This is a genomic window from Frigoribacterium sp. NPDC087798 (assembly GCF_044742985.1).
In the GTDB taxonomy this organism is placed as follows: Bacteria; Actinomycetota; Actinomycetes; order Actinomycetales; family Microbacteriaceae; genus Frigoribacterium.
Genome location: NZ_JBIUVP010000001.1, coordinates 671,199 through 687,789, shown reverse-complemented (window position 1 = coordinate 687,789; position 16,591 = coordinate 671,199). Strand labels below are relative to the sequence as shown.

16 protein-coding genes are annotated in these 16,591 nt (G+C 70.7%); 13 read left to right on the top strand and 3 right to left on the bottom strand.

From position 1 onward, the window contains the following. Window positions 1-48 precede the first annotated feature (48 nt). Window positions 49-963, top strand: a complete 915-nt coding sequence (locus tag ACIOSR_RS03195; protein ID WP_402751825.1) for a tyrosine recombinase XerC — start codon at window positions 49-51, stop codon at window positions 961-963. Window positions 964-1,056: 93 nt separating this feature from the next. On the opposite strand, the gene ACIOSR_RS03190 is transcribed toward ACIOSR_RS03195, so the two are convergent. Continuing rightward, entirely contained in the window at window positions 1,057-1,617 is a 561-nt protein-coding gene (locus tag ACIOSR_RS03190) for a murein hydrolase activator EnvC family protein (RefSeq protein WP_402751824.1), read from the bottom strand. 133 nt (window positions 1,618-1,750) lie between these two features. On the opposite strand from ACIOSR_RS03190, the gene ACIOSR_RS03185 reads away from it, so the two are divergent. From ACIOSR_RS03185 to ACIOSR_RS03140, 10 genes are all read left to right on the top strand, one after another. After that, complete coding sequence (locus ACIOSR_RS03185; RefSeq protein WP_402751823.1) at window positions 1,751-3,199, top strand: sugar porter family MFS transporter; 1,449 nt, start codon at window positions 1,751-1,753, stop codon at window positions 3,197-3,199. 356 nt (window positions 3,200-3,555) lie between these two features. Next, window positions 3,556-4,488 carry a 30S ribosomal protein S2 gene (rpsB, locus tag ACIOSR_RS03180; protein ID WP_173151079.1) on the top strand — a complete coding sequence of 311 codons (933 nt, stop codon included), beginning with the start codon at window positions 3,556-3,558 and terminating at the stop codon, window positions 4,486-4,488. A gap of 44 nt (window positions 4,489-4,532) precedes the next feature. Continuing rightward, window positions 4,533-5,360, top strand: coding sequence for a translation elongation factor Ts (gene tsf, locus ACIOSR_RS03175; protein WP_402751822.1), 828 nt, complete (start codon window positions 4,533-4,535; stop codon window positions 5,358-5,360). Between the two features lie 151 nt (window positions 5,361-5,511). After that, entirely contained in the window at window positions 5,512-6,231 is a 720-nt protein-coding gene (gene pyrH, locus ACIOSR_RS03170; RefSeq protein WP_056046162.1) for a UMP kinase, read from the top strand. A 77-nt stretch (window positions 6,232-6,308) separates the two neighbouring features. Further along, window positions 6,309-6,827 (top strand): ribosome recycling factor, encoded by a 519-nt coding sequence (gene frr, locus ACIOSR_RS03165; RefSeq protein WP_054145670.1) that lies wholly within the window; start codon window positions 6,309-6,311, stop codon window positions 6,825-6,827. Next, window positions 6,827-7,825 carry a phosphatidate cytidylyltransferase gene (locus ACIOSR_RS03160; RefSeq protein ID WP_402751821.1) on the top strand — a complete coding sequence of 333 codons (999 nt, stop codon included), beginning with the start codon at window positions 6,827-6,829 and terminating at the stop codon, window positions 7,823-7,825. The genes frr and ACIOSR_RS03160 overlap by 1 nt, the downstream gene beginning before the upstream one ends. 63 nt (window positions 7,826-7,888) lie before the next feature. Then, the gene (locus ACIOSR_RS03155) at window positions 7,889-8,443 is read left to right on the top strand and encodes a DivIVA domain-containing protein (RefSeq protein WP_056047652.1); all 555 of its coding nucleotides are present in this window, start codon (window positions 7,889-7,891) and stop codon (window positions 8,441-8,443) included. A gap of 302 nt (window positions 8,444-8,745) precedes the next feature. Beyond that, a complete protein-coding gene (locus ACIOSR_RS03150; RefSeq protein ID WP_402751820.1) occupies window positions 8,746-9,366 on the top strand; it encodes a lytic transglycosylase domain-containing protein in 621 nt (206 codons plus the stop codon). 48 nt (window positions 9,367-9,414) lie between these two features. Continuing rightward, the gene (locus ACIOSR_RS03145; RefSeq protein ID WP_056046157.1) at window positions 9,415-9,714 is read left to right on the top strand and encodes a hypothetical protein; all 300 of its coding nucleotides are present in this window, start codon (window positions 9,415-9,417) and stop codon (window positions 9,712-9,714) included. Next, window positions 9,711-10,454 carry an alpha/beta hydrolase gene (locus ACIOSR_RS03140; protein ID WP_371740338.1) on the top strand — a complete coding sequence of 248 codons (744 nt, stop codon included), beginning with the start codon at window positions 9,711-9,713 and terminating at the stop codon, window positions 10,452-10,454. The genes ACIOSR_RS03145 and ACIOSR_RS03140 overlap by 4 nt, the downstream gene beginning before the upstream one ends. 66 nt (window positions 10,455-10,520) lie before the next feature. On the opposite strand, the gene ACIOSR_RS03135 is transcribed toward ACIOSR_RS03140, so the two are convergent. Both ACIOSR_RS03135 and ACIOSR_RS03130 read right to left on the bottom strand, forming a co-directional pair. Continuing rightward, window positions 10,521-11,579 carry an AI-2E family transporter gene (locus tag ACIOSR_RS03135; RefSeq protein ID WP_123570340.1) on the bottom strand — a complete coding sequence of 353 codons (1,059 nt, stop codon included), beginning with the start codon at window positions 11,577-11,579 and terminating at the stop codon, window positions 10,521-10,523. A 73-nt stretch (window positions 11,580-11,652) separates the two neighbouring features. Further along, complete coding sequence (locus tag ACIOSR_RS03130) at window positions 11,653-13,536, bottom strand: hypothetical protein (protein ID WP_402751819.1); 1,884 nt, start codon at window positions 13,534-13,536, stop codon at window positions 11,653-11,655. Window positions 13,537-13,777: 241 nt separating this feature from the next. Here ACIOSR_RS03130 and ACIOSR_RS03125 point away from each other — a divergent pair, with 241 nt between their 5' ends. After that, the gene (locus ACIOSR_RS03125; RefSeq protein ID WP_402751818.1) at window positions 13,778-15,580 is read left to right on the top strand and encodes a hypothetical protein; all 1,803 of its coding nucleotides are present in this window, start codon (window positions 13,778-13,780) and stop codon (window positions 15,578-15,580) included. After that, window positions 15,577-16,584, top strand: a complete 1,008-nt coding sequence (locus tag ACIOSR_RS03120) for a tetratricopeptide repeat protein (RefSeq protein WP_402751817.1) — start codon at window positions 15,577-15,579, stop codon at window positions 16,582-16,584. The genes ACIOSR_RS03125 and ACIOSR_RS03120 overlap by 4 nt, the downstream gene beginning before the upstream one ends. The last annotated feature ends 7 nt before the right edge of the window (window positions 16,585-16,591 follow it).

The window sequence follows — 16,591 nt, the reverse complement described above, 5'->3', positions numbered from 1 at the left end:
TGTCGGCATGCGCGAGCCGGGGTCGAGACGCGAGGGGCGGGTGCTGCCGTGACGCGCCTCCTGGGCGAGGTCGAACGGTTCGCCGACCACCTGCACGACGGCCGGGGGCTCAGCGACCACACGGTGCGGTCGTACGGGGCCGACCTCGACTCCCTCGTCGCCTTCGCCGAGAACCGGCTCGGTCGCCCGGGTGAGGTCGGCGACCTCGATCTCGACCTGCTTCGCGACTGGCTCTGGCAGGGCACGCAGGCCGGGCTCGCCCGGGCCACCCTCGCCCGGCGGTCGGCGAGCGTCCGGGCCTTCACCCGGTGGCTCGACGAGACCGACCGCACAACGGTCGACGTCGGTGCCCGACTGCGTTCGCCGAAGCCCGAGAGTCGCCTGCCGCGCGTCCTCACGCGCGAGCAGGTCGACGGCCTGTTGGCGTCCCTCGCCGTCCGGGCGGACACGGGCGACCCCGGGGCACGCCGGGACCTCGCGGTCGTCGAACTGCTCTACGGCGCGGGCCTGCGCGTGTCGGAGCTCGTCGGGGCGGACCTCGGCGACGTGGACCTCGAACGGCTGACCGTGCGGGTGACCGGCAAGGGGGCGAAGCAGCGCGTCGTGCCGTTCGGGGTGCCGGCGGCCGAGGCCCTGGGGCGGTACGCCGACCTCGCCCGCCCGACGCTCGTCACCCCGGTCACGGACGCCGCCTTCTTCGTGGGGTCGACCGGGGGGCGGCTCGGAACGAGGGCCGTCTACCGACTGGTCGCCGGGCTGCTCGCCGACCTCCCGGGCGGCGGGCCGGCGGGGCCGCACGCATTGAGGCACACGGCCGCCACCCATCTGCTCGACGGAGGGGCCGACCTCCGGGCCGTCCAGGAGCTGCTCGGTCATGCGAGCCTCGGCACCACGCAGATCTACACGCACGTCTCGACCGACCGTCTGCGCGACAGCTACCGGTCGGCACACCCGCGCGCCTGACGACGCTCCACCCGACGACGCCCACGACGCCCGAGGACCCTCCGAGCACCCGACCGTGCTGCGGTCGTCGGCCCGGCCGGTGCCGACCGGTGCTCAGCGGGGCGTGGTCGGCAGCAGCACCGACGGCTCGATCCCGCCCAGGAACAAGAGAGGCGAGACGTACTCGCCGTCGATCCGCGCCCCCAGGTGCAGGCACGGTCGGTCGGGGCAGTGCCCTCGCTCGAGCACCCCGACGGTCTGCCCCCGCGTGACGGCGTCGCCCTTCGAGACGTCGGCCACCACCGGTTCGACGCTGCTCAACACCCCACCCGGGTGGGCGATCGACAGCACCGGCCGGTCCACCACCACCCCGGCGAAGTGCACGACGCCGTCGTCCGGGGCCGTCACGACCGAGCCCTCGACCGTCCCGACGTCGAGGCCGCGGTGCCCCGGCGACCACGGGTTCGGCGGCCCGACGAAGGGCCGGACCACCGGATGGGGCGAGGCGACCGGCCAGGCCCACACCGCGCCTCCTGCGCTCGCTGCCCGGGGGTTCGCTGTCCGGGGGTTCGCGACCGCGGGCGTGACCGAGAGCGACCCGGCGAGGACCGTGACGAGGGCCGCCGTCGTGAGGGTGACGAGAAGCCGCGTCGTCGGCCGCAGGTGAGAGCGCATACCGGCACCTTGCCGGTTGCGCAAGCTTTCTCGGCGAGGCGTAAGGTTCACCCGTGCACGAACACCCCGTGCACATCGTTTGTGGGGGAGTCGTGGCCACGAGCCCTGCTCCTCGAGCCGTGAAGGAGTACAGGTGTCGAACACCACTGCAACGACGAAGAGCTTGAACAGGCGGGTGACCGCGCTGGCCGTGGCGGCGGCCATCGGCGGGTTCCTGTTCGGTTTCGACTCGTCCGTCATCAACGGCGCGGTCCAGTCGATCACCGACGAGTTCGGTCTCACCGAGTTCGCCTCGGGCTTCGCGGTCGCCTCGGCCCTGATCGGTTGTGCCATCGGTGCCTACGTCGCCGGCCGCCTCGCCGACAAGATGGGTCGCATCAAGGTGATGCTGATCGGTGCCGGTCTGTTCCTGATCAGCTCGATCGGTGCGGCCGCGGCCTTCGCCGTCTGGGACCTCGTCCTCTGGCGTGTCATCGGCGGCCTCGGCATCGGCATCGCGTCGGTCATCGCCCCCGCCTACATCAGCGAGGTGTCGCCCAAGGCGATCCGCGGTCGCCTGGCGTCGTTCCAGCAACTCGCCATCACCCTCGGCATCTTCGCCGCCCTGCTGTCGGACCAGCTCTTCGCGGTCACGGCGGACGGCGCATCCGAGCCGTCGCTCTTCGGCCTCGCCGCGTGGCGCTGGATGTTCCTGGTGGGAATCGTCCCGTCGGTCGTCTACGGCGTCCTGGCCTGGCGTCTGCCCGAGTCGCCGCGGTACCTCGCCGGTGACGGGCGGGAGGCCGAGGCCAAGAAGGTCCTCCAGACGATCGTCCCGGCCGAGACGGTCGAGACGAGCCTGAAAGAGATCACGGACTCGATCCGCACCGAGGCAGAGCTCGAGAAGAAATCGTCGATCCGGGGGTCCCGCTTCGGCCTCCAGCCCATCGTCTGGGTCGGGATCATCCTCGCCGTGCTGCAGCAGTTCGTCGGCATCAACGTGATCTTCTACTACTCGACCACCCTCTGGCAGGCCGTCGGCTTCCAGGAAGAGGACTCGTTCCTCATCTCGACCATCACCGCGGTCGTCAACGTCGCGGTCACGTTCATCGCGATCGGGCTCGTCGACAAGGTCGGCCGTCGGCCCATGCTGCTCACCGGCTCCATCGGCATGTTCGTCAGCCTCGCCGTCACCGCCCTGGCCTTCAGCCAGGCGACCACCTCGGCGAGCGGCGACCCGTCGCTGCCCGGCGCCTGGGGCCCCGTGGCCCTCGTCGCGGCCAACCTCTTCGTCGTGTCGTTCGGTGCCACGTGGGGCCCGCTCATGTGGGTGCTGCTCGGAGAGATGTTCCCCAACAGCATCCGTGCCACGGCACTCGGCGTGGGCAGCATGGCCAACTGGATCGCCAACTTCATCGTGACGGTGTCGTTCCCCACCCTCGCCGCCCTCAGCCTCACGCTGTCGTACGGCATCTTCGCGTTCTTCGCGCTCGTGTCGTTCTTCTTCGTGCTGGCGAAGATCCCCGAGACGAAGGGGCGCTCGCTCGAGGAGATGGGCACCTCGGCCGTCCAGGCCGATGCGGGGCGGTCGGCGAGGGCCTGAGTCCGACACGATCCACGAACGTCCCGTCCAGATCCTGGGCGGGACGTTCGTGCACGTCGGGGTCCCCGCCCGGGGTCGACCTCCACCTCACCGGGCCCGTGGTGGTGCTAACATGAGCGATGCAGCCTGCTCAGCAGGCTGACTTCGCGTGCCCTGTGCGTCCTCGGACGCACCGACGTCGAGGCGACCTGGTCGCCTCGCGCCGCTCCCGGCCTCCACGTCCATTCGGTCCGAACCGCCTCACGGTGGGCTCGGCGGACGTGTGCCCGGGCACCAGGCAGTGGCGACCGACCGGTCGCCCGACAACCGACAAGCAGGCGCACCCGCGGGTGCGCCCAGGAACAAGGAGAACGACCATGGCCGTCGTCACCATCCGCCAGCTGCTCGACAGCGGCGTCCACTTCGGACACCAGACCCGCCGCTGGAACCCGAAGGTGAAGCGCTTCATCCTCGCCGAGCGCTCGGGCATCCACATCATCGACCTGCAGCAGTCGCTCGGCTACATCGACAAGGCGTACGACTTCGTCAAGGAGACGGTCGCCCACGGCGGCACCATCCTCTTCGTCGGCACGAAGAAGCAGGCCCAGGGCTCCATCGCCGAGCAGGCGAACCGCGTCGGCCAGCCCTTCGTCAACCAGCGCTGGCTCGGTGGCCTCCTGACCAACTTCCAGACGGTCTCGAAGCGCCTCGCCCGCATGAAAGAGCTCGAGGACATCGACTTCGACGACACCACGCAGGGCTTCACCAAGAAAGAACTGCTGATCAAGAAGCGTGAGCTCGACAAGCTCCACAAGACGCTCGGCGGAATCCGCAACCTCACCAAGACGCCGTCCGCCCTCTGGGTCGTCGACACCAAGAAAGAGCACCTCGCGATCGACGAGGCCAAGAAGCTGGGCATCCCGGTCATCGGCATCCTCGACACGAACTGCGACCCCGACGAGATCAACTTCCCCATCCCGGGCAACGATGACGCCATCCGTTCCGTCGGCCTGCTGACGCGCATCGTCGCCGACGCTGCCGCCGAGGGTCTGGTGCAGCGTCACCAGAAGCCCGAGGACGCCGACCAGCCCGTCGAGCCCATGGCCGAATGGGAGGCCGAGCTGCTCGCGCAGGGCGAGGCCAAGGCCGCCGACGCCGCCGCCGAGGCACCTGCTGCCGAGGCCCCCGTCGAGGAGAACGACGCCGACGCGCAGGTCGCCGCGAAGCCCCTGGGCGAGCCGGTCGTCGAGCCCGTCGCCGAGGCGACCGAGGCCACCGCGGCCGAGCCGGCCGACGCCGACTCGAAGTAGTCCTCTCCTTCACCCTTCCGACTCCACGAAAGGAAGTCAGACACATGGCCAACTACACCATCGCTGACGTCAAGATCCTCCGTGACCGCCTCGGCGCGGGCATGGTCGACAGCAAGAACGCCCTCGAAGAAGCCGACGGCGACATCGAGAAGGCCGTCGAGATCCTCCGCGTCAAGGGACTGAAGGGCGTCGCCAAGCGCGAGGGCCGTCAGACCACCGCGGGTCTCGTCGCCGCCAAGCCCGGTTCGGGGTACGCCACGCTGATCGAGCTCGCCAGCGAGACCGACTTCGTCGCGAAGAACGAGAAGTTCGTCGCCCTGGCCGACCAGGTCCTCGAGGCGGTGCACGCGGGCAGAGCCTCCAGTGCCGCCGAGGGCAACGCCGCCGCGATCGGCGGCCAGACCGTCGAGGCCTTCGTCAACGACGAGGCCGCGCTCATGGGCGAGAAGGTCGAACTGCGCACCGTCAACCGCATCGAGGGCGAGCAGTTCGCCATCTACCTGCACAAGACCTCGAAGGACCTGCCCCCGCAGGTCGGCGTGGTCGTGGGCTACACGGGTGACGACGCCGAGACCGCTCGGTCGATCGCTCAGCACATCGCCTTCGCCGCGCCGACGTACCTGTCGCGCGACGACGTGCCGACCGAGCAGGTCGACAAGGAGCGAGCCATCGTCGAGGAGACCGCGAAGAACGAGGGCAAGCCGGAAGCGGCCCTGCCCAAGATCATCGAGGGACGCCTCACCGGCTTCTTCAAGGAGATCGCCCTGCTCGACCAGGCCTACGCGAAGGACAACAAGTTGTCCGTCGCCAAGGTGGTCGCCGAGGCCGGACTGACGATCACGGGCTTCGCCCGCATCAAGGTCGGCGCCTAGACAGCACCGTGACGGGGTCCGAGACGAACGTGTCTCGGACCCCGTTCCCATGCCCGGCCGAGGTGACGACGTCGGGTGCATCATCGGCGACGGACGGCGACCAGCCCGAACTCGCTAACCTGGCTACGGCCACGACGAGACGGAGACTCGCATGACATCGGAAACCACCGGACGACGACGCGTCCTGCTGAAGCTCTCGGGTGAGGCCTTCGGCGGCGGCCAGCTCGGCGTGAACCCCGACGTGGTCGGCTCCATCGCCCGTGAGATCGCCGACGCGGCGACCGACGTCGAGATCGCCATCGTGGTCGGTGGCGGCAACTTCTTCCGCGGTGCCGAACTCAGTCAGCGCGGCATGGACCGGGGCCGGGCCGACTACATGGGAATGCTGGGCACCGTCATGAACGCCCTCGCCCTCCAGGACTTCCTCGAGCAGGCCGGCGCTGCGACCCGCGTCCAGTCCGCCATCGCGATGACCCAGGTCGCCGAGCCGTACATCCCCCGTCGCGCCGAGCGGCACCTCGAGAAGGGGCGCGTCGTCATCTTCGGTGCCGGCGCCGGCCTGCCGTACTTCTCGACCGACACCGTCTCGGCCCAGCGAGCCCTCGAGATCGGGGCCTCCGAGGTGCTCGTCGCCAAGAACGGCGTGGACGGCGTGTACTCGGCCGACCCCCGACACGACCCGTCGGCGGTCAAGCTCGACCAGCTCACGTACCAAGAGGCGCTGATGCAGGGGCTCAAGGTCGTCGACTCGACCGCCTTCAGTCTCTGCATGGACAACGGCATGCCCATGCACGTGTTCGGCATGGAAGGCGAGGGCAACATCGCCCGCGCCATCCGCGGCGAACGCATCGGAACAATCGTCAGCAACTAGACGACTAAACTCGACCGCGAACCGAACAAGGAGCACCAGTGGCGATCAACGACGTACTCACCGAGACGCGCGAGAAGATGGACAAGGCGCTCGACGCCGCCAAGAACGACTTCGGGACGGTGCGCACCGGCCGCATCAACCCCGCTCTGTTCCAGAAGATCCCGATCGACTACTACGGGACCCCGACCCCGCTGGCCCAGCTCGCCTCGCTGCAGGTGCCCGAGGCGCGCACCATGATCGTCACCCCCTACGACAAGACGGCCCTCAAAGAGATCGAGAAGGCCATCGCGACCTTCCCGAACCTCGGGGCCAACCCGACGAACGACGGCACGATCGTCCGCGTCACCATCCCCGAGCTGACGCAAGAGCGTCGCAAAGAGTTCGTCAAGCTCGTGCGCAGCAAGGGCGAGGACGCCAAGGTGCAGGTGCGCAACGTCCGTCGCAAGTCGAAAGAGGCGCTCGACGCCCAGAAGACCGAGGTCGGCGACGACGAGGTCGCTCGTGCCGAGAAAGAGCTCGAGTCGATCACCAAGGGGTACATCGACTCCATCGACGACGCGTTGAAGAAGAAAGAAGCGGAGCTGCTCGAGGTCTGATGAGACAGCGACCCGACGGCGCCGGCCCCGACGACTCGTCACCGGCTCAGAAGAGCACTCTCGGTAGTCGCCGGGCCGACTTCGACGCTCGAGCGCAAGCGGCCCGCCACGACATCGAGAACCAACTGCGGGCAGGCAAGGCGCGCCTCGACTCGCGCAACGAGAAGTTGACGGCGCGCACCGGTCGCAACCTTCCGGCCGCCATCGCCGTGGGTGTCCTGCTCGGGGCCGCGGTCTTGTTGAGCCTGATCTTCGTCAAGGCGTTCTTCATCATCGTGGCGGCGGCCCTGATCGGTTCGTTGTGCTTCGAACTCGCCAGTGCCCTGCGCTTCGCCGGGCGCGACGTGCCCCGCCTCCCGAGCGTCCTCGCCGGCGTGGCCGTGGTCCCCGCGGCCTTCTACGGCGGAGCCGGCGGCCAGTGGGCCGCTCTGGTGGGCGGCATCGTCGTCGTCTCCGTGTGGCGCCTCGTCGAGACGGCCCGTCCGTCGCACCGAGCCGGCGCCTCCGCGCTGGGTCGTGATCTCGGTGCCGGTGCGTTCGTCCAGATCTACTGCTCGTTCCTCGGCAGCTTCATGGCCCTCATGGCTGCTCGACCCGACGGCCAGTGGTGGACCCTGTCGGCTCTCATCGTCGTGATCGCGGTCGACACCGGTGCCTACGCGACCGGCCTGAACTTCGGCAAGCACCCGATGGCGCCCCGCATCAGTCCCAAGAAGACCTGGGAGGGCTTCGCCGGTTCGGTGGCCGCCAGCCTCATCGCGGCCGTGCTGTTGTCGGTCTTCCTGCTCGACGAGCCGTGGTGGTTCGGTCTCGTCTTCGGTGGCGTCATCATCGTGACCGCCACCATCGGCGATCTGTCCGAATCCCTCATCAAGCGCGACCTGGGCATCAAAGACATCAGCACCTGGCTTCCCGGCCACGGCGGGTTCCTCGACCGGCTCGACAGCACGTTGCCCTCGGCCGCCGCGGCCTACGCCCTGTACCTCCTCTTCGCGTGACGCCCGTCCGCCGGTACTGACCGGCCGCGCGTCCAGCGGCTTGCCATCGGCCCATGCGGCATGATGGTGGCCGTGAGCAGCACATTCCCGATCGTTCCCAAGGGCAAGCGGGGTTACGACGTCGACGAGGTCGACGCGTTCCTGGTCGAGGCCCGGAAGGCCTACGCCGGCGAGACCGGCCTCGGCATCGACTCCGCCCGCATCCGACGCACGGCCTTCGGGTTGACCAAGAACGGGTACTCGACGGCACACGTCGACGCCGCGCTCGAACGTCTCGAGGACGCCTTCGCCAGTCGGGAGCGCGAACGGGCCGTCTCGTCGGGCGCCGAGTCGACCTGGTTCTCGACCGCGCGCTCCGGGGCGGAAGACATCGTGGCCCGTCTCGAGCGACCGCAGGGCCACCGCTTCGACAGGGTGGGCATCCTCACGACCGGCTACCACCCGCGAGACGTCGACCGCCTCACCCGGCGGCTGCACGGCTACTTCACCGACGGCCGCCCCCTCAGCATCGACGACGTCCGGGCTTCGGTCTTCCGGGCGAAGCGCGGCGGTTACCGCGAGAGCCAGGTCGACCTGGTGCTCGACACGGTGGTCGACGTCATGCTGGCCGTCCGCTGACGGTCACGGCCGGGCCTCTCCTCTTCCCCCGAGCCTCCGACACGCTGACGGGTCGTCCCTGGCCCTCCGGCGTCCCATCGGTTACCCTGGACGGACTCATGGGCAGGCACGCAGCGAATCCGACCCCCGGTCCCTCTCGACGAGAGCACCCGGCCGCGGTCGAACGACCCTCGACCCGCCGGCGCATCCGCGTGCCGGCCTCGCAGAGCGTCGTGCGACGCCCCGCAGCCGGCTCCCTCGCGTTCACCGGTCCCGTCCGCGATGCCGTACCGGCCGCTCGTCGAACCGGATTCCCTCGACGGGTGGCAATTCCCCTCGTCGGCTTCTGCGCGTCGTTCGCCTTCGTGTCGGCCTCGCTCGTCAACCCCTTGGCCGGTGCCGAGGCCGCGACGACCGTTCCGGGCGCTGCGTCGGTGCTAACGGCCCCCGGTCAGACCCTCACGGTCGCCGGTGCCGCCGTGACCGTCGCCGACCGGGACGCCTACGGCGTGACCGAGTACGTGCCGCCGCCGCCCCCGCCCGTCGTGGTGGCCGAGACCGAGAAGCCCGAGGCCCCGTCGGGTGCGACGTCCGGCTCTGCCAAGAAGTCGTCGTCTGCTCCCGTGGCGGGTACCCCCGACCCGGGCAGCGCCAAGGCCGTCGCCGCCGAACTCGTGGCCGCTCGCGGCTGGGGTTCCGACCAGTACGACTGCCTGGTGTCGCTGTGGCAGAAAGAGTCGAGCTGGAACGTCTACGCGTCCAACCGGTCGAGTGGTGCCTACGGCATTCCCCAGGCCCTGCCGGGTAGCAAGATGGGCTCCGTCGGTGCCGACTGGCAGACCAACCCCGCCACGCAGATCACGTGGGGGCTGAACTACATCGGCGGCCGCTACGGCAACCCCTGTGGCGCCTGGGCCCATTCCGTCGCCAACAACTGGTACTGATCCGTCGCACGGCCCTCGACCTCGGGGGCCGTTGCTACGCTGGTCGTCATGCCCCGCAGCAACCGCTCCCGTCGCTCGCGCGACCGGCGTGACGCCGACGAGGCCTACGACGTCACCCGAGCGTCGTTCGGCGGCTTGACGGTCGAGACCAAACACGGGCGTTCGTTCAACGTCCAGTCGGTCTCGGCGACGTCGGCCGTCAAAGAGTACGTCTGCCCCGGCTGCTCCTTGGGCATCGCTCCCGCGACGCCGCACGTCGTGGCCTGGCGTGCCGACGGGCTGTTCGGTGCCGAGGACGACCTGGCGGCCCGCCGCCATTGGCACACCCACTGCTGGAGGATCTCGTGACGACCCCCGACGCCGACCCTCTCGAGATCCGCGGGGGCGTCCTGCTGCCCGCGCGCCGCGAGGACGTCGAACTGCACACCGGCGACGGTCTGACCCTGGTGGGCGAGCTGAGCCTCCCGGCGGACCGCGAGCCCGTCGGCACGATCGTCGCGCTGCACCCTCTGCCCACCGCCGGCGGGTTCATGGACTCCCATGTCATCAGGAAGGCCGCGGCCCGTCTTCCGGCCCTGGCCGACCTCGCCGTGCTCAGGTTCAACTTCCGCGGGGTGTCGTCTCCGCGAGGTCGGTCCGAGGGTGAGTTCGGCGAGGGGGTGGCCGAAGCGGCCGACCTCGCCGCCGCCGTGGCCTTCGTGGGCGATCGCGGTCTGCCCACCCCGTGGTTGGTGGGTTGGTCGTTCGGCACCGAAGTCGCCTTGAAGCACGGCCTCGACGTCGAGGTGGCCGGCGTCGTGCTGCTGTCCCCACCACTGCACCGCACGTCCGACGCCGAACTCGGGGCGTGGCACGACTCCGGGCGGCCCGTGGTGGCCGTCGTGCCCGAGTTCGACGACTACCTGCGTCCCGACGAGGCGCGACGTCGCTTCGCCCTCGTTCCCGAGGCCGAGGTGGTCGCCGTCGAGGGAGGCAAGCACCTCTGGGTCGGCGAGAAGCAGACCAGTCGCGTGCTGACCGAGATCGTCCGTCGGGTCGCGCCCGGTGCCCTGCCGCTGCCGTCCACCTGGCCGCCCCGCGCCTCCTGACGGTGCGTCCGCCGGACGGCGGACTGGCCACCACGCGGGCTCGGAGCGACCGGGGCGTGGCGCGTCTCAGAGCTGGTTCTGGCGTGGCACGTAGACCTCGCGGATGATCAGCAGGATCGACGCGGCGACGGGGATGGCGATGAGTGCGCCGAGCACTCCCAGCAGGGTGCCACCGACGAGGGCCGCGATGACGACGATCACGCCCGGGACGCGGACCGCCCGCCGCATGATGCGCGGGCTCAGCAGGTAGGCCTCGACCTGCATGTAGACCAGGTAGTAGACGGCTGTCGTCACCCAGGTGGCCGGTGACTGGGGCAACAGCGCGATCTGTGCCAGCACGATGATCGCCGAACCGCTGATGGTGCCGACGAGGGGGATGATCGACCCCAGGAACGCGATGAACGCGAAGACCGCCGGCTGTTGGGCTCCGATGATGGTGAGGAACACGAAGCTCAGGATGCCGTTGAGCGCCGCGAGCGTGAACTGGCCGATGACGTACCGACCCACCGATTGGCTGATCTGTTCGGAGATGTCGACGAACGTGGCCCGCTTCGAGGCCGGGACGAGCTGGTAGAGCGCGCGCTTGACGCTGTTGATCGACGAGGTGAAGTAGATCGTCAGGATGACCACGACGATCGTGCCGAAGAGGCCGTTGCCGATCGCGACGCCGACGGCGAGGACCCCGCCGCCGATCGTGACGACGTTGTCGGGGTTGGTCAGGAAGTCGACGATGGAGTCGAGCGCGTCCTGCACGTCGAAGACGTTCTGGGGGACGAGTTCTTGCAGGTTGTCGACGAACTGCTGGGTGGTGACGCTCTGCAGGTACGACGTCAGCGCCTGGATGAGGCTCGTGGTCTGCTGCACGATGACGGGCACGATCGCGAAGACGACGCCCACGAAGGCGCCCACCACGGCCACGAGGACGATCACGATGGCGATGCCCCGGGGCACCCGACGCTTCTCGAGCCACGAGACGACCGGGTCGAGCCCCAGCGAGATGAACAGGGCCGCGCCCACGTAGGTCAGGATCGTCGAGAGCTGGCCGACGGCACCCCCGATGACGAGGGCGACGAGCACTCCCAGCCCCGCGAGCAGACCGATGCGGAACGGGTTGTGGATCTTCACGGGCGGGCTCCTGTCGACGGCACGGGCCGGTCGAGGTCACGGCGGCACCGACTGCCCGACACGGCCTGTCGCCCTACTCTGACGTACCGCCGCCGACTTGTCCGATCATGCCACGCAGGTTCTCGAAGTACTCCGCGACGGCGTCGCGTTCGGCCGTGATCTCGGCCAGGCGTTCTTCGGCGTCGCCGATGAGGTCGTCGGCCCGCTGCTGGGCATCGGCCAGGATCGACCGTGAGCGTTCGTCGGCGTTGGTGAGCACCTCGTGGGCCGTCTCGTCGGCGTCCGTCCGGGTGGTGCGGGCGTACTCGAGCGCGGTGCGTTCGAGGTCGTCGGCCTCGCGCCGGACCTCGGTGGCACGACGGGTGGCCTCGGCGAGCTGCTCGGCCGCCGCGTCGAGCAGCTCCTGGGTCTCGGCGACGGCGTGCTGGTGTCGCTGCGTGAGCTCGACCTCCGCCTCGTCGCGACGGGCCAGCAGCTCGACCTCGAGGTCGGCGCGCCCCTGGTCGACGTCGCGGCGCAGGTCGGCGACGGCCCGTTCGCGGTCGGCCTCGAGCCCGGCGCGGACCCGGACGTCGTCGGCGGCCAGGCGGGCGCGCTGGGCCTCGGTCTCGTCCGCCAGGGCGGCGCGGGCCTCGGCGGTCTCGGCGGCGAGTTCGGCGCGTGCCTGCTCGATCTCGGTCGCGAGTTCGGCCCGCCGGTCGGCGTCCTCGCGGTCGAGACGGTCGGCCTGCGCCTCGCTCTCGCGGGTGAGGCGCTCGTCGGTCTCGACGGTGATGCGCGCGATGCGTTCGCGTGACGTGGTCTCGGCGAGGTCGAGTTCGTCGCGGCGGCGCCGGGTCTCGCGGTCGAGCTCGGTGCGGGCGTCGCCGACCTCTTTCTCGAGTTCGGCACGGGCCTGTGCGATCTCGGCCGCGAGGCGGTCACGACCGGTCGCGATCTCGCGCTCGAGCTCGACCCGGGTGGATTCGACCTCGTCGGTGAGGTCGGCACGGGTGGCGTCGACGTCGCGGGCGAGGAGCGCCCGGGTCTCGGCGACCTCGTGGGCGAGTTCGGCACGGGCCGCGGCGACGTCGCGTTCGAGTTCGGCGCGCTGGGCCGCGACGTCGTCGGCCAGCTCGGCGCGGGCGGCCGTGATCTCGCGGTCGAGTTCGGCGCGGCGGGCACCGACCTCGGCGTCGAGGTCGGCGCGGGTGGTCTCGTCGAGCCGGGCCAGCTCAGCGCGGACGGTGACGCCCTCGCGCTCGAGGTCGGCGCGCTGCCGCCCGGAGTCGCTCTCGAAGACGGCTCGGGCCTCGCGCGTGTCGGCGGCGAGGGTGTCGGCCTCGTCGCGGGCCTCGGCGAGGTCGCGGGCGACGGCGGCCCGCTGCTCGGCGACCTCGTGCTCGACCTCGGCACGCAGTGCGGCTGCCTCGCGTCGAGCCGTCGAGACGTTCTGGGCCGCCTCGGTGGCGGCCGAGCCGCGGATCGAGATGGCGTCGCGCTGGGCCTCTTGCAGCAGGTCACGTGCTTCGGCCTTGGCGCGTGCGACCAGACGGTCGGCGTCGGCGGTGGACTCGGCGACCTGCGCCGCGGCGCGGCCCCGGGCGTCGTCGAGCACCGCCGTGGCCCGTTCGCTCGCGTCGTCCAGCAGGCGCTTCGCCTCGGCCGTCGAGGACGAGCGCAGGGCCTCGGCGTCGATGTCGGCCTGGCTGATCACCAGGGTGGACTGCTGTTCGGCCAGACGCAGGGTCTGCTCGAGCTTGCTGCCGAGACCGGAGTACGTGGGGGTGCCGGCCTCTTCGAGCTCGGCACGGATCTCGTCCACCCGCTGCTGGAGGAACGCGACCTCGCTCGCCCGGTCGGCCCGGTCGGCGTTGGCCTTGATGAGCTCCCGCCGCAGGTCGCCGAGCACGCGGTCGACCTCGTCCTTGCGGTAGCCCCGGAGTTCGATGCCGAAATCGGCTTCGTCAGCAGCCACGGTGTCTCCTTCGATGCAGGGTTCGGACCAGGGGAGCGCGGCCCGCGACACGATGCTAGTGGGAGGCCCTCGACGGACCCCGATCCACGGGTTAGGTGCCTCTCAGCCTCGTCGGATACGCTGAGCCGTCTTAAATTCTGCTGCCGCGCCCGGCCCCCTGGCCAGGCTCGTGCGAGGCCCGTCGTCGACCACGACGGTTCCTGGCGCCCCGACCGGGATGGTGGCTCGGAGGGAGAGAAACGTGCGTTTCATCGTCGCAGTCGTCGTCGTCGTCCTGGCGGCGGTGATGGTGGCGTTGGGCTTCGCCCAGCGCACCGTCTTCGCACCGCCGCCGAGCGTGTCGTCCCAGGTCGACACCGCCGACTCCGACGCGACCGTCACGGTCGTCCCGGCGTCGGCGCTGCACGGCCGCGACGGGCGTCAGACGGTCTCGGTGTCGGGCGGCGACACCGCCTTCGCCGCCTACGGCCGCACGTCGGACGTCCTCGGGTGGGTCGGCGACGCCAGCTACAACGAGGTCGAGTACGACGAGGCGTCCGGTCGGCTCGTCAGCCGCACGGTCGCCGGCGACACCACCGAGGTGCCCGACCCGACCGACTCCGACCTCTGGTTCGACCAGTTCGCGGGCAAAGACCTCACCTTCTCGCTCGACGCGCCCGACGACGTCTCCCTCGTCATCGTCTCGGACGGCAGCCAGCCCGCCCCGTCCGACGTCCGCATCACCTGGCCGCTCTCGACCGCGACGCCCCTGGCCGGGCCGCTGATCGTCGGTGGGCTCGTGGTCCTGCTGATCGGCATCGGCCTGTACGTCTGGGCGATCCTGCACCACCGCCGGACGCGTGGCCCCCGTCGGCGCTCGGGTGACGGGAAACGACCCCGCCTGTCGCGTCGGGCCGGTCGCAAGGCGGTCAAGGCGCTCGACGCCGCCGGCACCGAGACCCTGGCGCCCGGCCGTGGTCGTGCCCGCGGCATCCGTCGGTTCGCCGCCGTGGCGCCGATCGTGCTGGTCTCCTCGCTCGCCCTGTCGGCGTGCACCGCCGACTACTGGCCGCAGCAGGCGCCGGCGGCGGGTTCCGACTCGTCCACGCCCACCCCGACGCCCACCTCGACCGACGGCACGGACTCCGGCGACCAGGGCAACGCGCTGCAGCCCCCGGTGATCAGCGTCGCCCAGGCGAAGCGCATCGTCGAACGCATCTCGGCCACGGCGACCGAGGCCGACGCCTCGCTGAACGCCGACCTCGCCGCCACCCGTTTCACGGGTCCGGCCCTCGAGCAGCGTCAGGCGAACTACACGATCCGTTCCAAGGACGCCGCCGCCGCCGCGCCCCTGGCGATCCCCACCGGCACCGTCACGCTGACGCTGCCCCAGCAGGCCGACTCGTGGCCGCGCTCGGCGTTCGTCGTCGTGCAGGACGCCGACGCGAGCGTGGCGCCCGTCGCCCTCACCCTCGAGCAAGAGAGCGCCCGCGACCCGTACAAGGTCGAGTACGCGGTCAGCCTGCAGACGCAGACCCCGTTGACCGTCGCACCCGCTTCGATCGGCGCCGCCCGGCTCTCGCCCGACGTCAAGCTGCTCACGCTGCAGCCCGACCAGCTGGCCGAGGCCTACGGCGACATCCTGCGCAACGGCGACGAGAGCCAGTACGCCGCCCAGTTCCAGACCGAGGGCGACACGCTGCGCGAGAAGATCGGCAAGGCCTACAAGGACGCGAAGCGTGCGGCCCTGCCCACCACGGCGTCCATCGACTACACGTCCCAGGCCGACGACGAGACCCCCGTCGCCTTCGCCACGAACGACGCCGGTGCCATCGTCTCGGTCGCGTTGAACGAGATCGAGACCGTCAAGCCGACGGCCACGGGTGCCAAGGTCAACCCCGAGGGCACCGTCAAGACCCTGCTGGGGCTCGATGAGTCGTCGAAGGGCATCGAGGCGACCTACGGCGTCGAGCTCTTGTTCTCCGTCCCGCCCGTCGGCAGCGACGACCCCATCGTCCTGCTCGGTTTCAGCCAGGCCCTCACCTCTGCCAAGGAGCTGCCATGACCAACCTCCCTCCCGTCCCCGCCGGTCTCCGCGGCGCCGTCGACCTCTCATCGCTCGTCAACCGTCCGCCGGCCCCCGCCCCGGCGGGTCCGTCCGCCGGGGCACCCGTCGACGGTGCGCCCGCAGGAGGCGCGGGTGGCGTCCCGGCCCCGTCCGCCGGTCAGGTCGCGGTGCCGGGCCTCGTGCTCGACGCGACCGACGCCACCTTCACGCAGGTCCTCGAGATCAGCAACACCGTCCCCGTGATCGTCGACCTGTGGGCGGAGTGGTGCGGCCCGTGCAAGCAGCTGTCGCCCGTCCTCGACAAGCTGGTCGGCGAGTACGCCGGCCGCCTGCTGCTCGTCAAGGTCGACGTCGACGCCAACCCCCAGCTGACGCAGGCCTTCCAGGCGCAGTCGATCCCGGCGGTCGCCGCCGTGATCGGCGGTCGTCCCGTGCAGCTCTTCGTCGGGGCCCTGCCCGAGGCCCAGGTCCGCGACGTCTTCGAGCAGGTGCTCGAGCTGGCCGCGCAGAACGGCGTCACCGGCACGGCGGTCGTCGACGGCGCCCCGGTGGGCGAGGCCGACGAGGTCGAGCCCGAGCCGGAACCGCTGCCCCCGCACCACCAGGACGCCTACGACGCGATCGACCGGGGCGACTACGCCGCGGCGATCACGGCCTACAAGACCGCCATCGCGCAGGACCCTCGTGACCAGCTCGCCGTGGCGGGCCTCGCCCAGGTCTCGCTGCTCGAGCGACTGCAGGGCGCGTCGCTGGCCGACGTCCGTGCGGCGGCCGCGGCCGCCCCCACCGACCTCGACGCCCAGCTCGACGTGGCCGACCTCGACCTCAGCGGGGGGCACATCGACGACGCCTTCGACCGCGTGCTGACCGTCTTCCCGTCGCTCGACCCCCACGGCCGTGACGCCGCCCGGGCCCGCCTGCTCGAGTACTTCGAGATCGTCGGGGTGGACGACCCCCGGGTGGCGACCGCCCGTCGTCGTCTGGCGATGCTGCTGTACTGAGCCGCGC